The sequence below is a fragment of the Nocardia carnea genome (assembly GCF_029868855.1).
Classification (GTDB): Bacteria; Actinomycetota; Actinomycetes; order Mycobacteriales; family Mycobacteriaceae; genus Nocardia; species Nocardia carnea_A.
Map to the genome: position 1 here is coordinate 1 of NZ_JARWOV010000239.1, position 20,996 is coordinate 20,996.

Here is a 20,996-nt window from a genome sequence, read left to right on the forward strand (position 1 = left end):
TGGCGCAATCCCCCCCCCCGGGGGGCGCGGGGGGGGGGCCCTCCGGGGCCCGCGCCGACGGCCCGGGCCTGTCCTCCGAGAGCGCCGCGCCGCCCGGCCGCGGCCGGGCCTTCGCCGCCGCGGCCGACGGCGCGGCCGGTGGGGAAGGCGGTGCGGCCCTGCTGCTGACGACCCTGGCCCGGGCGCGCGCCGACGGCGCCGCGATCTACGCGGTGATCGCGGGCAGCGCCACGCTGCACAGCGGGCAGACCGCTGCGACCATCAGTGCACCGAGCGCGACCGCGCAGCAAAGGGTGATCGAGCGCGCATGGCGACAGGCCGCGGTGGCCCCGCATACCGCGGGATACCTGGAAGCGCACGGTTCCGGAACCCGGCTCGGCGACGCGGTGGAATTGGAGGGTATCGCGGCGGTATTCGGCGCCGGGCGGGCCGATCCACTGCCGATCGGGTCGGTGAAGACGAATATCGGGCACCTCGATCACGCGGCCGGAGTCGCCGGCCTGGTGAAAGCGGTGCTGGGCCTGGCCCACGGCCGGCTGTATCGATCTCTGCATTTCGAGCGGCCGACCGACGCCCTCGACCTGACAGCGGCCGATATCGAAGTGGTGACGGCATCCCGGCCCTGGCCGGCGGGGACGGCACCGCGCCTGGCGGGTGTCAGCTCGTTCAGCCTCGGCGGCGCCAACGCGCACTGCGTCCTGGCCGGACCCCCGGCCGACGCCACCGCCCCCGCCGGGGAAACGGATTCACCGGAACGGCTGGTTCGTGTCTCGGCCCGCAGCGCCACCGCGCTGGCCGAGCTCTGCGGCGAATTGGCCGAAACATTGCGCGGGAGCGAATATCCGCTCGACGATGTGGCTTTCACCCTGAATCAGGGGCGTTCCCGATATGAGCACCGATTCGCGGCCGTGGTCCGCACCACCGGTGAACTGGTGGTCGAACTCGCCGCGCGGGCGGGCCGGACAGCGGACGTGCGCGTTCCCGGCCCGGCGCCTCGGGTGGCCCTGCTCCTCGCACCCGATACGGTGCCGGCGGTGCAGGCGCCGGATCCGCTGCCGGATGCCCTGCCCGCCGCGGGCGCCACCGCCGAGGTGCTCGCCGCTCAGCTCGCGGTACACCGGGAGCTGACCCGGTGCGGTATCGAGATCGCGGCCGTGCTCAGCGCGGGGACTTCGCGGTACGCCGCGCGGTATCTGCTGGGCGCCCCGCCGGAGGTCACCGCGGCCGAACTCGCCGCGACCGAATTCACCGTCGATGCGGTACGTCTGTCCGCGGCGGCGGGTTCACTGCGCACCGCCGGTCCCGTCGTGTTCTGTGAACCGGGTGCGGGCGGCCGGCTGGCCGCGCTGCTGCGCGAACAGTCCGGCGGCGAGATCGATATCGTCAGCGCGCCGGAGCCGCTGCACCTGCTCGCCGCTCTGTACGAGCGCGGTGTCGATATCGATTGGGCGGCCGTGGGTCCCCGCGGTGGCCGCCGGCTCCGGCTACCCGGACACCCCCTGCGGCGGACCCGCTGCTGGATCGATCTCCCCGATATCGCGCACCCTGTACCGGCGTCCCGACCGGCCACGGCCCCCGCCGTCACGGATCCGCGGAACTGGCTGCGGGCCACCTTGCGCGAGCTGCTGCACACCGATACCGAAATCGACTCCCAGGACGATTATTTCGAGCTGGGTGGTAATTCACTCATCGCCGTGCAGCTCGTGGACCGTGTCGAGGAGGCATACGGCTTCCGCCCGAAACTGCTGGACGTCTACGAACGACCGAAGGTGGCCGATTTCGCCGAACTGCTCGTGGACGGGCCGCGTCCCGCATCCCGCTCCGACGTTCCCGAGCTCGTGGCGCACGCGGAACCCGCACTGTCGTTCGGCCAGGAACGAATGTGGTTCCACCACCAGTTCGACCCCGGGACAACGCTCTACAACTATCCGTACGTGAACCGCATACGCGGACATATCGATATCGACGTGCTGCGCGGTGTCTTCGCCGACCTCGCCGAACGGCACGAGTCCTTGCGCTACAACATCGAGGCCCCCGACGGCCTGCCCGAGCTGCGTATCCGCCCCGACCTCGGTGATTTCTTCCGCGCGACCGATGTGTCCGCGGCCCAGGATCCGGTGGCCGCCGCCCGGGAACTGGTCCGGGCCGCCGCCGGGACACCGTTCGATCTGGCCACCGATCCGCTGCTGCGCGTCTCGCTGATCACCCTCGGGCCCGACGACCACGTTCTCCAGATCACCTGCCACCATATGGTCACCGACGGTGCGACGCCGGTCATCCTGGCCCGGGAGCTGCCCGAACTGTACGCGGCCCGCACCGAAGGGCGCCCACATCAGCTGGCTCCCCTGCCCTTCCGCTACCGCGACTACGCGTGGTGGCAGCGGCAACTGCTGGCGAGTTCGGCGCTCGACCACGAACTGGACTACTGGACCCGCACATTGGCCGGTGCGCCCCGGCTGGAGTTGCCCACCGATTTCCCACGGCCACCACGTAAGGGATTCACCGGCGACCTGTTGCCGTTCACGCTGCCCGCGGCCTTGCTGACCGACCTGCGGGCGCTCGCTCGCCGGGAATCGGTCTCCCTGTTCGTGGCGCTGTTGACCGGACTGTATCTGACCCTCGCCCGTTACAGCGGGCAGCGCGATATCGTCGTCGGCACCCCGACCTCGGGCCGGAACCGGCGCGAACTCGAAGGGATGCTCGGCTTCTTCAACAGTACGGTGGCCCTCCGCGCCCGGTTGGCCGACGAGGCGCCGTTGCCGGAGCTGCTGACGCAGGTACGTGCGGTGGTGCTGGGCGCCCTGGAAAACCAGGAGATCCCGTTCGAGCGGGTGGTGAACGCGCTCGGCGAGCACCGCGAACTGAGCCGGACACCGGTATTCGACGTCATGTACGTGCACCAGGAGATCCCCGAGATCGCACCGCTGGCCGATACCGCCGGTTCCGGTTTCGATACCGAACACAGCCCGGCCAATGCCTTCGGCGGATTGCCCGCGGGCACCGCGAAATTCGACCTCACCCTGGTGACCTATGCGAACACGCAGGGACCGGCCCACGATATCGGTGCCTGTGTCGAGTTCAGTACCGAGTTGTTCACCCGGCGAACCGCCGAAGAACTGGCCGCGTCCTATCTCGCGGTGCTGACCCTGATGGTGGAGGCCACCGCGCCGACAGTGGGAACGCTGGTACGGGCGGCGCGATCTCCGGACGGACAGATCGGGGCCGAGGCCACCGGCACGGGGACACCGGCCGCGCACTCGGAGAATCCGCCGGAGACCGGCATCCCGACCGACCGGCCGCGGCGGCCGGGCGGATACGGGATGGACCGGGTGACCGGCCGGCTCCCGGCAGGCACGGACGGCGCCATCCTGCTCGCCGCCTGGTCGAGTCTGCTCGCCTGGTACTCCGGTCGCGACGAGGTGTCGGTGGGGGTTGTCCGTCCCGGCCGGATCCGGCCCGAAGCCGTGCTGATCGATATCGCCGACGAACCCGGCCGCACGGATCTCGTCGCCAGGACCCGAACTGTCTGGTCGGCGGAACCGGGTGGCCGGGACACAGCGGTACATTCTGTGTGGTTCGGAGCGCTGCCCGGCGCCGGAACCGCGGCCGAGCTCGCGCTCGCATGGTCACCGGAAGCCGGCGACCACACGGAATTCAGCCTCGGATACGCCCCGGAACTGTTCGACCGGCATACGGCCGATGAGATGGCCGCCGATCTGTGCCGGCTGCTCACGGCGTGGTCCGCCGATCCGACGGCATCGGTGTTCGAGGTGATGTCGTGATGAGATCCACCGCTGTTGTCGGCGCGGGCACGATGGGCACCGGTATCGCACAATGCCTGGCGACCGCGGGCTACCGGGTGGTGGTGGTCGACACCGACGCCGATTCGCTCGTCCGCGCACAACAGGCGCTGCGCGACGCGCTGCGGCTGGCGCTGCTGCTCGGCCGCGGTGACCGGGCGGCGCTCACCCGGGCGCCGGAGCGTATCGAGTGGACGACAGATAATGCCGCACTGCGCGATACGGAGTTCGTCATCGAATGCGTGACCGAGGTGCCGGCGGTGAAGACCAGCGTATTCGCCGAACTCGGCCGGGTCTGCGGGCCCGCCACCGTACTGGCCTCCTGTACCTCCGCGATCCCCATCGCCGGGCTCGCCGCCGTCACGGCACACCCCGAGCGCGTTCTCGGCCTGCACATCATGAATCCGGCACCCCTCACCGGCACCGTGGAGGTCGTGCGCGGCGCACAGACCGGCGCCGAGGTCCTCGATACGGCCCTGGCCGTGGTCGCCGAGATGGGCAAGAACGGGATCGTGGTTCCCGACCGGCCGGGTTTCGTGATCAATCGGGTGCTCATGCTGTCGATCGTCGAAGCCGTGACCGCACTCGCGGACGGCGTGACCGCGGCGACCGTCGACGCGCTGTTCGAGGGCTGCCTCGGGCACACCACCGGCCCGCTGCGCACCGCGGACCTCATCGGACTCGACAACGTGATCGACACACTGGCGGTGCTGCGCGCAGAGCTGGGTGACGACCGGTATATCGCGCCGCCCGCGCTGACCGCATTGGTGGCGGCGGGACGGTACGGCCGGAAGACAGGACAGGGTTTTCATGACTACCGTTGACCGGACCGGTGGCGCGCGTACCGCCGGTGAATCCGCGGACCGCGCCTACTGGGCCGGCGTGCTCGAGCACGCCCCGCGCCCCGAGGAACCTGCGGTCGCGACGACCGGCCACGCTGTCCTCCGTCTCCCGGAATCGGGCGAGTTCGCGCGGCTGGCCCGCTCGGGAGGCGGTGCCGCCGGGGTGGTTCTGGCCGGGCTGGCGGTCTACGGGCAGCGGTTGGGCGGCGCCGGGGATCTGATGATCGCCTATCGCGCGGAGTCGGTGCTCGTTCCTGTCCGGGTGCGCGTGAGCCCGTACACGCACTTCGCGGCGCTGGTGCGGGAGATCGGTATCGGCCTGCGCCGCGCGCGCCGGCATCGGTTCCGTGCGGAGGCCGACGATCCTTGGCCGGGTCGCGCGGACCGGCGGTGGGCGTTGTCGGCCGAATACGCGGGTGGGCAATGGCGTATCACGGTGCCCGGACCCGGCGGCGAGTTCGTGCGCGTATTCGAACAGCTGGTCGCCGAGCCGGCGCGCGCTGTGGGTGGCGTGGGCGTATCCACCACTGTGCCGGGCGAGAGCGTATCGGTGGCCGGACAAGACGACGGCGATCCCGGCGAGCCGGCCACGCTGCTCGACACGTTCCGTGAAACGGTGCGGCGCACTCCGGCGGCAATCGCTGTGCGCACGACCACCGGCGATACGCTGACCTATGCCGAACTCGATGCCCGGGCCAACCGCTGGGCGCGCCGGCTCGTGCGCGCCGGCGCCGGACCCGACTGTGTGATCGCCCTGGCCGTACCGCGTTCGGTGGCGGCGATCGTGGCCGTCTACGCGGTCCTGAAGGCCGGCGCGGCTTTTCTCCAGCTGGACCCCGGCCTGCCCACCCACCGGCGTGCGCGGATGCTCGCCACCGCCCGGCCGATCGCGCTGCCGGGGCTCGCCCGCCCGGGCGAGGAACCCGTCCAGGTACTGGAGCGTGGACATCTGGATCTGCTGGACCGCATCTCGTCCGGCGAGCAGACAACGGACCCGCAAGTCGCCGTCCGGGGTGACAACCTCGCCTATGTCCTGTTCACCTCCGGTTCGTCCGGCCATCCCAAAGGCGTCGGCGTCACGTACCGTGCGCTGGGCAACCAGCTCGCCTGGATGCAGGACCGGTTCGGCCTGGACGCAAACGATACGGTGCTGCAGAAGACGCCGGCGACCTTCGACGTTTCCCTCTGGGAACTGTTGTGGCCGTTGCAGTACGGGGCACAGCTGGTTGTTCCGCCGCCGGACGGCGGCCACCTCGGGCCCGCCGAGCTCGCCGAGTCGATTCGCCGGTTCGCCGTCACCACGGTGCATTTCGTACCCACCCTGCTCCGCGTGTTCCGCGAGGCCGAACAGTTACCGGCCACCGTGCGGCGGATACTGGTGGCCGGCGAGGCCTTTCCGCGTGAACTGGCCGAGCGGTGTGCCACCGGCCCGGCCGAAATCGTCAACCTCTACGGGCCCACCGAGGCGTGTATCGCGGTGACCGGACATCGGGTGGTCGCCGGGGCACCGGGCACGGTCCCGATCGGCACACCGATACACCGCGTCGGCTGCCGGGTACTCGACGCCACCCTGCGGCAGGTTCCCGACGGGGTGGCCGGGGAGTTGTACCTGACCGGGGTTCAGTTGGCCCGGGGATATCTGCACCGCCCGGCGGAGACCGCCGCCGGGTTCGTCGCCGACCCGTACGACCGGGACGGGAACCGGATGTACCGCACCGGCGATATCGTGCGCCGGTGTGCCGACGGATTGGAATACTTGGGGCGCAACGATTTCCAGGTGAAGATCCACGGACTGCGGATCGAGCCGGCCGAGATCGAGACGGCGCTGCTGGCCGATGATGCGGTGTCCGCCGCGGTCGTCGTCGCCGTCTCCGGCCGGCTGCACGGGTATCTCGTCGCGGCGCAGGGCCGGCGAATCGATCGCGGCGTCGTACAGGCCGGGTTGGCGCAGCGCCTCCCCGAATCACTGCGCCCGCATACGCTCACCGTGCTCGACTCCCTGCCGGTGACCTCGGCCGGGAAGGTCGACCGGAGTGCCCTCCCGAAGCCGGACGTGCCGGATTCGGCCTATCGCGCGCCGGCGGACCCCGTGGCGGCAACCCTGGCCGGTGTCTACGGTGAGGTGCTGGGACGCGAACGTATCGGCGCCGACGACTCCTTCTTCGCGCTCGGCGGCGACAGCATCATGTCCATCTTGCTGGTGGCGCGCGCCAAAACACACGGCATCGCGATCACCGCCCAACAGGTGTTCGAGCACCGGACACCGGCTGCGCTGGCCGCCGCGGCGGGGACCTCGGTCGCCCCCGTGCTTGCGGAGCTGCCCGGTGGCGGTGTCGGCGAAATGCCCCTGCCGCCGGTCGCGTCCTACCTGGTGCAGCGTGGCGGCGGCTGGCGGCGTTTCGTCCAAGCCCTCGTACTGGATCTGCCCGCGGGGATCACCGCTACACAATTGACCGCCACACTGTCGGCGGTCATGGAAAAGCACGATATGCTCCGCTCCCGCCTGTACCGGGATGCGGGTGGGCGGTGGCGGCTGTTCGCCGATCCGATCGCCGCGGACCGGGTCGAGGAGCTGGTGCACCGGGTACCGCTCTCCCCGGGCCTCGATACCCGGACACGCGACCAGCTGACGATCGCGGCGTACGAGAGTGCGCTGAGCAGTCTCGACCCCGCCACCGGCGCGGTGGTGCGGTTCGTCTGGCTCGACCCGGCGGGCGACGGTGCGGAGCCGGCGGGCCGCCTGATCGTGGTCGCCCACCATATAGCCGTGGACGGCGTCTCCTGGCGAATCCTGATCCCGGATCTGATCGCCGCCTGGGTACAGGTCGCGGCGGGACGGGCGCCCGCCCTGCCCGCCGTGGCGACCTCCATGCGGCGCTGGACCCATGCGCTGGCCGCGGAATCGCAGCGCCCCGGCCGTATCGCCGAACTCGAATACTGGCGTGCTGTTGCCGCTGCGGACGATCCGCCCTTGGCCGGCCGGCCGTTCGATCCGGCCCGTGATCTCGCCGCCGCCACGCGTTACGTCACCGTCGAGTTGGACGAGAGACGCACCAATGCAGTGATATCCACAGTGGCCGAGCGGTATCACGCGGGCGCGAACGAGATACTGCTGACCGCTCTGGTACTCGCGGTCGCGCGGTGGCGGCCACGAAATGCGGTCCTGGTTCGCCTGGAAGGTCACGGCCGGGACCCCGATATCGCTCCCGGCGCCGATATCTCACGCACCGTGGGCTGGTTCACGGCCCTGTATCCGGTCCGGTTCGGCCTCGACGGAATCGATATCGCCGAGGCGTCGGCCGGCGGCGAAAGTCTCGGGCACGCGATCAAAGCGGTCAAGGAGCAGATGCGGTCGGTGCCCGGTCACGGGATCGGATACGGATTGCTGCGATATCTCAACCCGGAGACGGCGCCGGCCCTACCGCAGGCGGAGCCGGGCCAGATCGTCTTCAACTATCTGGGATCCGTCGCGGCCACCGCTGTGCCCGAGGATCTCTCGGGTCTCGGCTGGATTCCGACAGCGGATCCGGTACCGCTACCGCGCAGTCCGGATCCCGATATGCCGGCCGCGGGCGCGCTGGAACTGGATGTGATCGTGGTCGCCGGACGCCTGCACGCCACCATCGGATATTCGGAGACCCTGTTCGACGCGGCTGCCGGCGCGGAGTTCGCCGCACAGTACGAGACCATGCTCGGGCTCCTGGCCGATCACGCCGAGACGGCGCGCGGCGGATATACGCCCTCCGATTTTCCGCTGGTGGGGGTCGGGCAGTCCGATATCGAGCGATGGGAGAACCGGTATCCCGGGGCGATCGATATCTGGCCCTTGGGGCCGATGCAGGCCGGGCTGTTCTACCATGCGGTGCACTCCGGCCGGGCGCTGGATCCCTATGTCCTGCAACTGGTCATCACGCTCACCGGCGCTGTCGATACGCGACGGCTGCGCGCCGCGGCCCGCGCTGTTCTCGCGGCGCATCCGAGCCTGCGCACCGCGTTCCACGCGGCCGGTACCGGTATCCCGGTGGCTGTGGTTCCCGCGGCGGTATCGCTGCCGTGGTCCGAGATCGAGGTGGAGCCCGACAGCGATATCGGCGCGCTGCTCGCGGCCGATCGCAGTGCCCGGTTCGACCTCGCCCGGCCGCCGCTGATCCGCTTCACGCTGGTTCAATTCGGATCCGAACGCGCGAAACTCGTGGTGACCAGTCATCACATCGTCTTCGACGGCTGGTCCGTCCCGCTGCTCATGCAGGATCTGCTCATCCACTACGCCGCGCCCGGACACGAACCCGGCCCGCCACGGCCGACCTACCGTGATTACCTGCGCTGGTTGACCCGATGGGACCGCAGTGCCGCGGAAACAGCCTGGCGAACCGCACTGGCGGAGGCGGTGCCGACATTCGTCGCCGGACCGGACGCCTCCGCACCGTCCGGAGTGCCACCGCTCGAGCAGACGATCGTGCTGTCCGAGGGGGTCAGCCGCCGGATCGCCGATACCGCGGCCGGGCTCGGTGTCACGGTGAACACCGTGGTGCAGGCCGCCTGGGCACTGGTTCTGAGCGAGCACACCGGCGGCGCCGATATCGTGTTCGGCGCCACCGTCTCCGGCCGCCCACCCGAACTGCCGGGGGTCGAGGCGATGGTCGGCCTGTTCATCAACACCGTGGCGGTGCGTGTCCGGCTGCGCCCCGACGAACCGGTGGCGGCGCTGCTCACCCGGCTCCAAGCGGAGCAGGCCGTGCTCACCCCGCATCATCATCTCGGACTGGCGGAGATCCAGGCCTGCGCCACCGGTGCCCGGCAGGAATTGTTCGACACGCTACTGGTGTTCGAGTCCTACCCGTTCGATCCCGGCCTCGCCACCGCCGCCACCCTCGACGGTCTGTCGGTGACCGGCTTCGAATCGCACGAGGCCACCCACTTCCCGCTCGCGCTCTCGGTGTGGTCGGGAACGGGTCCTGTTCCCCGGGCCGGTGCCGATAACCGGCTGCGCATCGTCGCAGGTCACCGTCCGGACGAGTTCGCCCCCGGGGTGGTGGACGCGTTGCTCGCCCGGTTCGGTGACGCCTTGGCCGCCCTCGGTGCGGAACCGGCGGCCGCCGTGGGGGAGTGGGCCGCGGCGCCCGGCGCCCGGACCGCGGATCATATGGTGCCGCAAGAGAACCGGAGGAATCCGCAGTGACGACTCGGCCGTTGACCGCCGCCCAGCAGGAGATCTGGCTGGCGCACGAACTCGATGCCACCGGAGCACGGCAGGTCGTCGGAGGGTATGTCCACATCCACGGGCGGATCGATCCCGAGTTGTTCGAACGAGCGCTGCGCGCCGTGGTCGCCGGCTCGGAAACCCTACGGGTGCGTATCGAGGGTGATGCGCAGATTGTGACCGAATCGGCCGACTGGCCGTTGCCCCGCCGGCAGTTCGAGTCGGTGGCGGCCGCCGAGAACGCCCTGTACGACGAACTGGACCGTCCCTTCGCTCTCGACACTGCCCCGCTGTTCGAACACCAATTGGTGGATGTCGGTGAGGCCGGGTACCTGTGGTTCGTGAAAGCGCACCACATCGTGCTGGACGGTGCCGCGTTCATGGCGCTGCTGCGGCGGGTCGCGGCGGCATACACCGCGGGGGACACGGGCAGCACCCTTCCCGAGCACGTCTTCGACCGGGTGGACGATCTGGTCGAGGAGGACACGCGGTATCGCGCGTCGGAACGGTTCCGCGCGGACCGGGAATTCTGGTCCGCCCGGCTCCGGGATATGCCCGACGCGCCGATGTTCGCCGAAGGCCCCGCGGGAGCGGCGGCCGGCTACCCGCGCCATACCGGCGATCTCGCCGCCCCCGACTGGCAGGCGCTCCGCGCGCGGGGGGACCGGTGGTCGGCCGGCTGGCCCGCGCTGGTACTGACGGCGGCCGCCGTCCTGCTGCACGCGGACACCGGCTGCCGCACAGTGGGACTGGGGCTCACCGTCCCGGCGAAACGGTCCCGCAATGCGCTGGGGATGACCGCCAATGTCGTACCCCTGCGGCTGGAGATCGATCCGGCCGCCCGGCTCGCCGAACTGGCCCGCACGGTGCGCACGGACTCGCTGATCGCACTGCGCCACCAGCGCTACCGGCTCGCCGATATGCACGCCGATGTCGCCGCGGCCGGCGGACAACGGCGCCTCGTGGGCCCGGTGGTCAATATCCTGCCGCGGCAGCGATATGTGGAATTCGGCCCGTACCCCGCTTCCCTGCACGATATGTCGGCCGGCCGTACCGACGATTTCACCCTCAGTGTGTACGAGGGGGAGCCGCGGCTGCGAATCGCGCTGGACAGCACGACGGCCCGGTTCCGCGCCGGTGATCTCGCCGCCCAGCACGACCGGTTCCGCTCCGCCCTGCGCGCCCTGGCCCACGCCCCCGACGACCTCACCATCGCTGCGCTGCGCTTCGATACGGCCACCGCCGCAGCGGAAGGCACCGGAACCCTCCCGCGAAACGCCTCGGCGGTCCCGCCCCCCGATGTCGTCCCCGCGGCGCGGCCGGTCGAACCCGCCGCCCCGGAAACTCTCGTCACCTGGTTCGCCCGCACCACGCGAGCCCACGGCGCCGATCCGGCGCTCACCTTCGGCGACGAAACGATCGGCTACCGCGAACTCGACCGGCGCTCGGACCTGCTGGCCCGGCGCATCGGTGCGGCCGGGGCCGGACGCGGCGACCACGTGGCCATTGCACTGCCGCGGTCGGCGGAACTGGTGATCGCCGTACTGGCGGTGCTCAAAACCGGTGCCGCCTACGTCCCCGTCGACCCGGCCGACCCGGCCGAACGGGTCCGGTCGATACTCGAAGACTGTGCCCCGGCCCTGATCCTCACGACCACGCAGGTGAGCGTGCCGAGCGTCGACGTAGCGGTCCTGTGCTTCGACGAAGAACCGGCGGCCGAGCTCCCACCGGTCCCCGCTCGCGCTGCGCGGCCGGAGGACACCGCCTATGTCATCTACACCTCGGGCTCCACCGGGAAACCCAAGGGCGTCGTGGTCACGCATGCGAACGTCGCCCGATTGTTCACCGCGGCCGAGCAATGGTTCGGGTTCGGCCCCGGCGATGTGTGGACGCTGTTCCATTCCGTAGCGTTCGACTTCTCGGTATGGGAGATCTGGGGCGCCCTGCTCTTCGGCGGCCGCCTGGTCGTGGTCGATCGCGATACCGCACGCTCACCCGAGGATTTCCGGCAGTTGCTCGCCACCGAGCAGGTCACCGTGCTGAACCAGACACCCTCGGCCTTCGGCATGCTGGTCGAGGCCGATACCGGCCGCGGTGACTCCGATCTCGCGGTGCGCTGGGTGATCCTCGGCGGCGAGCCGATCGAGCCGCACCGGGTACAGGCCTGGTACACGCGCCATCCCGGTCGTGCGGTGGTCGATATGTACGGTGCCACCGAGACCACGGTGCTCACCACCGGATACCTCCTGGGCCCGCACGCGGACGCGAACCTGATCGGCCGGGCCATGCCCGGTCTGTGGGTGTATGTGCTGGATGCCGCGTTGCGGCCGGTTCCGCCGGGCGTACCGGGGGAGATCTACGTCGGCGGTCCGGGCGTGGCTGCCCGGTATCTGAACCGGCGCGCCCTGACCGCCGCCCGATTCGTCGCCGACCCTGCCGGTCCGGCCGGTGCGGTCATGTACCGCAGCGGCGATATCGCCCGCCGGGTCGACGGCGAACTCGAATACCTCGGCCGCGCCGACCGCCAGGTGAAGGTTCGCGGATACCGGATCGAACGCGGCGAGGTGGAAGCGGCATTGTGCGCGCTGCCGGAGGTCGCCACCGCAGCCGTCCTGGTGGACGGGCGGGGCCGACTGGCGGCGTATGTGGTGTCGGACCTGGACCCGGAGGTGATCCGGGAGCGGATCGCGGCGAGCCTGCCGGCGCATGCGGTGCCGTCCGTGGTCATCGGCCTCGCGGAGTTGCCGCTGACCGGGAACGGGAAATTGGACGAACGGCGCCTGCTCGCTCTCGAATCCGAGGGTCCGGCGGCCGGACCCGACCCGACCGGCACCGAGCGCGAGACGACCGTGTACCGGTTGTACGCCGAGGTGCTCGGCCGTAGCGATTTCGGTTTCGAGGATCGATTCTTCGCCATCGGCGGTGACAGCATTCTCGCGATCCGGCTGGTGAACCTCGCGCGCACCGCCGGACTGGCGATCAGCGCGAAGGATATCTTCGAACACCAGTCCGTCCGGGCGGTGGCCGCGATAGCGGTCCCGGTCGCCGAAACCACCCCGGCGGAGGACATCGGCGCCGCCTACGGCGCGATGACCGCCACCCCCATCATGGACAGGTACGGCCGTGCCGGGGTGGTCACCGACGATTTCGCGCAGTTCGCCATGGCCCGGCTCCCCGCCGCGGTCACCGAACCGCAGCTCCTCACCGCGCTGCAAACACTGCTCGACCACCACGATGCGCTGCGGATGCGGGCGGAGTGGACACCACAGGACCGGTGGCAGGTGGTGATCCCCGAACCGGGTGCGGTGCAGGCGGAGACGATTTTCCGCCGGGTCCGGTCCGCGGGTGGTACCGGGCAACGCGAGATCGAGCGGCTGGCGGCTCATCGCCGGTTGCTGCCGCGCGAAGGCGTGATGGTGCAGGTCGTCGTGCTCGACGAGCCCGACGGTGCGGTACTGCTGCTGGCGATCCATCATCTGGTCGTCGACCACGTCTCCTGGCAGGTCCTGTTGCCCGATCTCGCGCGTGCACTCGCCGGCGAGCGGCTGCACCCGGTGCCCACCTCCCTGCGCACCTGGTCGAATACTCTCGCCCGTCAGGAACTTCCGGATTCCGAGGAACAGTGGTGGTTGCAGACCACGGCCGCCGCGGCGACGACGATCGGCCGGCGGCCACTCGACCCGGTGCTCGACCTGATGGCCGATGCCGTGGCCGTCGTCGGCAGGCTCGAGCCGGAGCCGACCCGGGCACTGCTCACCGTGGTACCGGACCGCTACCGGGTCGGCACCACCGAAATCCTGCTCACCGCGCTGTCGATCGCCCTCGCGAAATGGCGCGGCGCGGGGGCGGTACTGGTCGATGTCGAGGGGCACGGACGCGATAGCGTCGCGGACCTGGACATGTCGCGCACAGTGGGCTGGTTCACGGTGGTCTACCCGGTGCCGATGGATTCGGCCGTCGCGAACTGGGCGGAGATGGTGGCCGGCGGCGCGGGACTGGCGGATGCCGTGCGGCAGGTACGGCAGCGGTTGCGTGCGGTTCCGAACGGCGGCCTCGGTTACGGAACGCTGTATCGAACCGGCCGGCTCACGGCCCGGGCCCCGATCGGGTTCAACTATCTCGGCCGGTTCGATGTGCCGGGCTCGGCGGAACTGGAAGCGTTCGGCAGCGCCCGTGGTCCGGAAGCGGCTGTACTGCACGAACTGGATATCCAGGTGCACATCGAGCAATCGGGTGCCCTCGTCACCCAATGGGCGTGGCCGGAGGAACTGTTCGACCGGGCCGCGGTGGAGCAGCTCGCCGATCTGTGGGCGACCGTGCTGACGGCCTTCGTCACCCACCACGGCGGCCCTGCGGAACCTACATACGAACCCTCCGATTTCCCCCTGGTGGACGTCGATCCGGACACGCTCGAACAGATCGGCCGAGAGCACGGCGCTTTCCGCGATCTACTGCCCGCGACCCCGATGCAGGCGGGAATGCTGTTCCACACGCTCTACGAGGCCGAATCGGATCCGTATGCCGTGCAGATCCTGCTCACGTTGCACGGCGACGTCGACCCTGGACGGCTGCGCCGCGCGGCCGCGGCGGTCCTGTCCCGGCACCCGCAGCTCACCGGCGCTTTCGCCGTGCGCGGCGTCGACCGGCCGCTGCTCGTGGTGCCGGCCGACCTGCCGCTTCCCGTCCGGGTGGTCGAGTCCGGTGGTGCGGAGATCGAGAACACGGTGGAGCGAGTGGCCCGGGAAGATCTGCGGCCACTGGATCCGCGGACCGCGCCGGTGTTCCGGGTCACGCTCGTCAGCCCCGCCACCGGCGACCCGCGCCTGGTGTTCAGCTTCCATCACGCACTGCTCGACGGCTGGTCCACCCAGGTGTTCCTGCGAGAACTGTTCCAGCTCTACCACGGTGTACCACTGGCTCCGGCGCCCTCGTACCGGGATGTACTCGCCCGCACCGCGACACTGGATCGCGCGGCCGCGTGCCGGTCGTGGGGTGCGCTGCTACGCGACGCGGAACCCACGCGGGTCGGCCGTACCCGTGGCGAACGCGCGGAACCCGCCGAACTGCAACTGTTCACCCTGGAACCCGCGGTATCCGCCGCGCTCGCCGAAACCGCCGCGGCCCGCGGGCTGACGCTGAACTCGCTGGTACAGGCCCTGTGGACCCTGGTGCTCGAGCATATGACCGGTAGCCGCGAAGTGGTTTTCGGTGTCACGGTCTCCGGTCGCGACGCGGGTTTCGATACCGAGCACGTGATCGGAATGCTCATGAACACCGTCCCGCTGCGGGTCCGGATCGAGCAGGGTATCTCCGTGCTCGAACTGGCCGCCCGCATCCAGACCCAGCGCACCGGCATGCTCGAACACGATCACCTCGGACTGAGCGATATCCTGCGCACCGTCCCCGGCACCGGTGAATTGTTCGATACCGCACTGATCTTCGAGAACTACCCGATCGACACCGCCACATTCACCGATCCGTCGGCGGAATTCTCCGTATCGGCGGCCGAACACCGCGACCTCACGCACTACCCGCTGGCGGTGACAGTGTTCCCACAGCCCGTGCTGACCTTCCGGCTGGCGGTGCGTCCGCAACTCCTGGACTGGTTCGGGACGGCCGCCGATATCCGGTCGGTGCTGACGCAACTGTGCAGCGCCGTGGCGGCACAGCCCGATCGGCCGGTGGGGCGGCTGCGGCTGCCGGTCGCCGGTGTGCTCGAACAGGGCCGGGGTAGCACACGCGATATCCCCGACCGCTCCGTGACCGAAATATTCGAATCCGTCGCCGCCGCGCACAGCGATCGGGTCGCGCTCTGGTGGGACGGAACCGAGATCACCTACGGTGAACTCGATACTCGCGCCGACCGGGCCGCCCGGTGGCTGGCGGACCAGGGCGCCGGACCGGGGACTCCGGTCGGGATAGCGTTGCCGCGTTCCCCGGAACTGGTCATCGCATTCCTGGCCGTGCTGAAACTGGGTGCGATATGCCTGCCGATCCACGACGATTATCCGCCCGAGCGCGTCGACCGGCTCCTGCGGTACACCGGGGCGGAACTGGTATTGCGGGACACGCGGTTCGCCGATACGGCCGAACCCGGACCGGCCGGGACGAAACCCGGAAGCCCCGTATCCCCAGGGGCCACCGCCTGGCTGATGTTCACCTCCGGGTCCACGGGCGCCCCGAAAGGGGTGCGCATCACCCATCGCAATATCGTGGCGCGGGCACTGGACTCGATCGGAGCCCGCGACGAGCACGCACGTTTTCTGTTCCACTCCGCGTACACCTGGGACATGGTCGTCTACGAGCTGTGGCTACCGCTGCTCACCGGACGCAGTGTGGCTATCGCCCCGCCCGGCCGGCTCGATTCGGCAGACTATCGCCGAGTGCTCGACGCGGCCGGGGTGACCTCGCCGTTGATCTCCACCGGGCTCCTGCACGTGCTCGCCGAAACCATTCCGGCAGATCTCGCCCGAACCACGGATATCGCCGCGATCGGCGATGTACTGGCCCCCGCGGCCGTGGCCCGGCTACGCGCCGTCCGGCCCGATCTCACGGTGACCAACCTCTACGGTCCGGTCGAGGCCACCGCTTTCGCGCTCGCGCACCGGATCCCGCCCGGCGTCCCGGACGACCGTCCGCTGCCGATCGGCGTACCGGTGGACAACACCGGAGTCGCCGTGCTGGACACGGCGTTGCGCCCGGTCCCACCCGGGGTGAGCGGTGAGATCTATCTGTCCGGCACCGGTGTCGCCGCGGGTTACCTGCACCGGCCCGGCCTCACCTCGACGCGGTTCGTCGCCGATCCGTACGGCCGTCCCGGCGCGATCATGTACCGCACCGGCGATATCGGCACCTGGGATCGCGCCGGCCGGCTCCATTTCCTGGGGCGGGCCGATCGGCAACAGAAGATCAACGGCTATCGCGTGGAACCGGGCGAGGTCGAGGCGGCCCTGCTGCGGGAGTCCGATATCGCGGCGGCGGTTGTTACAGTACGGCCGGGCCGAAACGGGAAAACACTGGTCGCCCATGTGGTGTCGCGCGGCGACGCTGCCGATCCGGTGGAGTTGCGGTCCCGGCTCGCCCGGACTCTGCCCTCCTATCTGGTGCCGGCCACGATCGTGGCGATCGATGAACTGCCGCTCACGGCGAACGGCAAGATCGATATCGCGGCCCTGCCGCAGCCGCGCCGTGCCCCGGCCGGTGGCCCCGCGACCCGGAACCAGCGGATGCTCGCGGGAGTGGTGGGCGACGTGCTGGCGCTGGAGGAGGTGGGTATCGCCGACGACTTCTTCGAACTCGGCGGTGACTCGCTGTCCGCCATCCGGCTGGTCGACGCCGTGAACACCGCTTTCGACACGGAGATTTCCGTGCGGGACGTATTCGATGCGCCCACGGTCACCGAACTGGCCGAACGCCTGGCATCCCACGCCGGCGCGGACCGGCCGCCCGGCACAGCGCGACCGGCAGGCCCCGGACCGATGCCCGATACGCCGCGGACATCCGAACCGATTCCGCTCACCCCCGCCCAGCAGCGGCTGTGGACCGTCGACTACCTCTCCGACGGAGCACCCGGATACCTGCTCCCGCAGGCCGTGGAGATCACCGGGCCATTGGATGTGCCGGCGCTGCGGGCGGCCGTCATGGATGTGATCGCGCGGCACGAGATCCTGCGGACCGTGCTGCCGCATACCGAGGCAGGCCCGGTGCAACGCATCCTGCCCGCACCGGCGGACACGGGCGATGACCTCGGTGCAGGGCTCCGGCTCGAGGTGGAGCCCTGCACCCCGGCCGAATTCGAGGCGGCGCTGACCACCGAACTCACCCGCGGCTACGACCTGCGCACCGAGTTGCCCCTACGTGCCCGGCTGTTCCGGCTCGGTGAATCCCGGCATATCTTCCTGTTCGTCCTGCACCATATCGCCGGCGACGTCGAATCCCTGGTTCGGCTGGCCTGGGAGCTGGGGTTCGCCTACACCGCCCGCGCGACGGGGCACATCCCCGAATGGCCTGCGACTGCGGTGCAGTTCGCGGACTACACGCTGTGGCTACGCGACCGGATGGGGGCGGAGGCGGAGCCGGGCAGCCGTTCGGCCACCCAGGCGCGCTACTGGCTGACCGAACTCGCCGGAATTCCCGAGTCTCCTGTCCTGCCCACCGACCACCCGCGCATACGACGCGTGGAGAACCGGGCGGGTACGGTGCCGCTGGACTTCGACGCCGCGACACATCGTGCGATCGTCCGGACCGCACAGGAATGCTCGGCGAGCACCTACGTGGTACTGCACACCGCGCTCGTCTGTGCACTCGCCGGATTCGGTGCCGGCCAGGATATCCCGGTCGGCGTCGCGGTGAGCGGTCGCGATCACGAATCGCTCGACGCCATGGTCGGCTGCGCCGTGCACACCGTCGTGGTCCGGTCGCATATCGCGCAGGCCCCGAGATTCCGGGACCTGGTGCGCCAGGTGCGTGACAGCCTGCTCGGCGCGACCGAACACAAGGAATTTCCCTTCGACCGGCTCGTCGCCCTGCTCAACCCGCCGCGTACCCCGCACCACTACCCGCTGTTCCAGATCGCCTCGACCTTTCATCGTGATATCGCCGTGGAACACCCGTTCGGCGGGGCCACGATCCGGCAACTGCGGATCCCGCCGCGGCACACCGAGTTCGACCTACTGTTACAGCTTCGTGAGGGGTACGGTGCCGACCGGCGCCCCACCGGAATCGGCGGTGAACTGGTCTATGCGTCCGAACTCTTCGAGCATTCGACCATCGAGGCGATGGCCGCCCGGATCGGCGAGCTGGTCGCACAGCTGTGCGCGGATATCGACGCGCCGATCGGCCCGCCGTCCTCCTATGAGACGTCGGCGACGAAGGTGCCCGCCCAGTAGGTCTGTTCAGCAGATATGAGGCGGGCAGGATGCGCCGGCGCGACGATCGCCCGGCGAGGACGGCGGCCGGCGCGGTGGCGGGCGCACGCGAACGCCCCCACTCGGGCAACAGGCAGTCGCCGGTGCCCCCCGACGGCGTCGGGGCGACCTTCGCCGGGCAATCGGCGGCGGCCCGTGGCAGTGTGAGTGGAGAGCGACGAGAGTCGGACAGATCCCGGTGTCAGATCAGGTCGGCGTCGGCGAGGTCGAGGGTCAGCAGGTTGCGCCAATCGTTGACGAAAATCGCCGAGGTCCCCTCGTAGCGCACACCGATGAACGGATTGGCGGAAAACATCGGCGCGATCCAGCACAGCGAACCGTCGGCGCCGAGCCGGGCGAGCCAGCCGACGTTCCCCACCCCGCTGCCGCCTCCGGTCATCCGGCCGGTGCCGTCGGGCAGGCAGGCATCGAAGTTCGGATACGCCTCGGTGACACCGTCCTCCTCCACCGCGAGGGCCACGTCCAGTGGCCCGCCGAGCCGGAACAGGATCGGTTGTCCCGCATCGGGGTGGTAGGCACCCGGCCCTTCCACGTGCAACTCGACGGCGGTATCACCGGGGCGGTAGAGGCCGTCACGGTAGGGCATCTCGCCCGCATCCCACAGGTTCTCGATGATCATGACAGTCCGGACGGTAGCCGTCGACGCCCACCGCCGCTCGATCACAACGTTGCGTCCGGATCGAAATCGGCGAAATCGAAACCCGGCGAGACGACACAACTGACCAGAACCTCGCCCGCTGCCCCGGCCGCCGGTTCGGCACACTGCCACGAACCCGCCGGGACAAGCACTTGCGGCCGCTCGCCGGCGAGCACGTCGCCGCCGAGTACATGGTGCTCGGCGGCCTCCGGTTGCGGCCCGTCTCCGCCGAGGGTCAGGCGGAGAGGGACACCGGCATGCCACAGCCATATTTCGTCGGACCGCACTCGATGCCACACCGACCGCTCGCCGGGACCCAGCACGTAGTAGATCGCCGTCCCGGCAGCCCGGGGGCCGGAATAGCCCGTGGGAATGAATGTATGTGTACTGCGCCAGGTTTCGCGGAACCATCCACCTTCGGGATGCGGCAGCAGGTCCAGCGATTCGACCAACGGCGAGCGACGGTCGAGGCCGATATACGTTCCGGTGACGTCTCGGCGCGCATAGCGGATTCCGGCGATCGCGGAGCGCTCGACGGGCCCGTACACGCGCGGGAACAGCTGATTCCCGATGCCCGGCACCGCGAAGCCCGGCCTCTCGAATCGGATCGGTGCGCCGATCTTCGCCGGATCGAGTAGCAACGCCACCATCGGTTCGGCCTCATCCCGATAGGACGCGTTCGCCAACTGCACCATGGCCGCCTCGTCCGGCGCGCACTGCACAAAATCCTCGGTGTCCGGAGGCGCACCGGAAATCACCCGGTCTGCTGCCTGTAGTCTCGACAAACGCACCATATGGACGATCAGTTCGGCAGACACCGCCCCAATCTACTCAACATGACTCGGTCCGAGCCGTCGGGCAATAGTCGGTCACGTCGAGCCTTCGACGATCGGGCGAAAAGCGTCGGCCAGGCCGGCCGTTGTATGCGCTGAACACCTGAACACCTGAACAGCGGGGATGCGCGGGCCCTGCGAGCGCGCCGGTTTCCTCATCTGAGACCGGCGGCGGCCTCGTATGTGTCGTAGGCCCATTTGTTCAAGGGGTCGATCTCCTCTTCGCTGATGCCGTACTCCTCCGCCCGAGTCAGCAGCTCCATCGCCAGTCCCGAGCGCTTCACCAACTCCTGGAACTCGTAATCGCAGGTTTCGAGGAAGGCATAGGCGCCCAGCAGCGCCAGCGGGCCGCGCACCTCGGGACCGAGTGCCGGATTGTCGATATGGATGTAGCTGACCCGGGCGACGTCGTTCCACCGGTTCGGCGCGGTCGATGATCGATGGGAGGGATCGAAGTACTCGACCAACGGCTCGGGCAGCCTTCCCGACTCGACAAGCGCCACAGCGCTCGGTGGCATCGACGGTAAGTCGAACATTTCTTTCCTCCTGCGCATTCGACTGAACCTCAGCGGAACCCGGACAACACTCGGCCTGGCTCGGGACAGCGGCACGCTATCAGCGGACCACGACAACTGTTCCGTCGAAGACGCCCCGTTCCCGATCATGCCTCGGTGCACGGCCTGTGCCCGGCCGGCACTTCGCAGGCTCGCCGAAAGTGTGTCCACGTACCACTGCCGCCGCACGCTGTCCGGCCGTG

General features: G+C 69.7%; 7 protein-coding genes and 1 pseudogene. 4 read left to right on the forward strand and 4 right to left on the reverse strand.

The genetic code is table 11. The annotated features are described in order from the left end of the window. The 4 genes from QH195_RS23215 to QH195_RS23230 form a co-directional block, all read left to right on the forward strand. The coding region (locus QH195_RS23215) for a condensation domain-containing protein (RefSeq protein ID WP_280436990.1) at nt 1-3,782 on the forward strand (3,782 nt) is incomplete at its 5' end. Further along, entirely contained in the window at nt 3,782-4,624 is an 843-nt protein-coding gene (locus QH195_RS23220; RefSeq protein ID WP_280436991.1) for a 3-hydroxyacyl-CoA dehydrogenase family protein, read from the forward strand. The genes QH195_RS23215 and QH195_RS23220, both read left to right, overlap by 1 nt. Next, nucleotides 4,611-9,821, forward strand: a complete 5,211-nt coding sequence (locus QH195_RS23225) for a non-ribosomal peptide synthetase (protein ID WP_280436992.1) — start codon at nt 4,611-4,613, stop codon at nt 9,819-9,821. Before QH195_RS23220 ends, QH195_RS23225 begins: the two co-directional genes overlap by 14 nt. After that, a complete protein-coding gene (locus QH195_RS23230) occupies nt 9,818-18,730 on the forward strand; it encodes a non-ribosomal peptide synthetase (RefSeq protein ID WP_280436993.1) in 8,913 nt (2,970 codons plus the stop codon). The genes QH195_RS23225 and QH195_RS23230 overlap by 4 nt, the downstream gene beginning before the upstream one ends. 220 nt (nt 18,731-18,950) lie before the next feature. Here the strand turns inward: QH195_RS23230 and QH195_RS23235 are convergent, their stop codons facing one another. The 4 genes and pseudogenes from QH195_RS23235 to QH195_RS23250 form a co-directional block, all read right to left on the reverse strand. After that, nucleotides 18,951-19,388, reverse strand: a complete 438-nt coding sequence (locus QH195_RS23235) for a hypothetical protein (protein WP_280436994.1) — start codon at nt 19,386-19,388, stop codon at nt 18,951-18,953. Nucleotides 19,389-19,429: 41 nt separating this feature from the next. Then, nucleotides 19,430-19,882, reverse strand: a complete 453-nt coding sequence (locus QH195_RS23240; RefSeq protein ID WP_280437052.1) for a cupin domain-containing protein — start codon at nt 19,880-19,882, stop codon at nt 19,430-19,432. 99 nt (nt 19,883-19,981) lie between these two features. Then, nucleotides 19,982-20,200: pseudogene (locus QH195_RS23245) on the reverse strand (hypothetical protein); the annotation flags it as partial. A 194-nt stretch (nt 20,201-20,394) separates the two neighbouring features. Next, entirely contained in the window at nt 20,395-20,775 is a 381-nt protein-coding gene (locus QH195_RS23250) for a hypothetical protein (protein WP_280436995.1), read from the reverse strand. Nucleotides 20,776-20,996 lie beyond the last annotated feature (221 nt).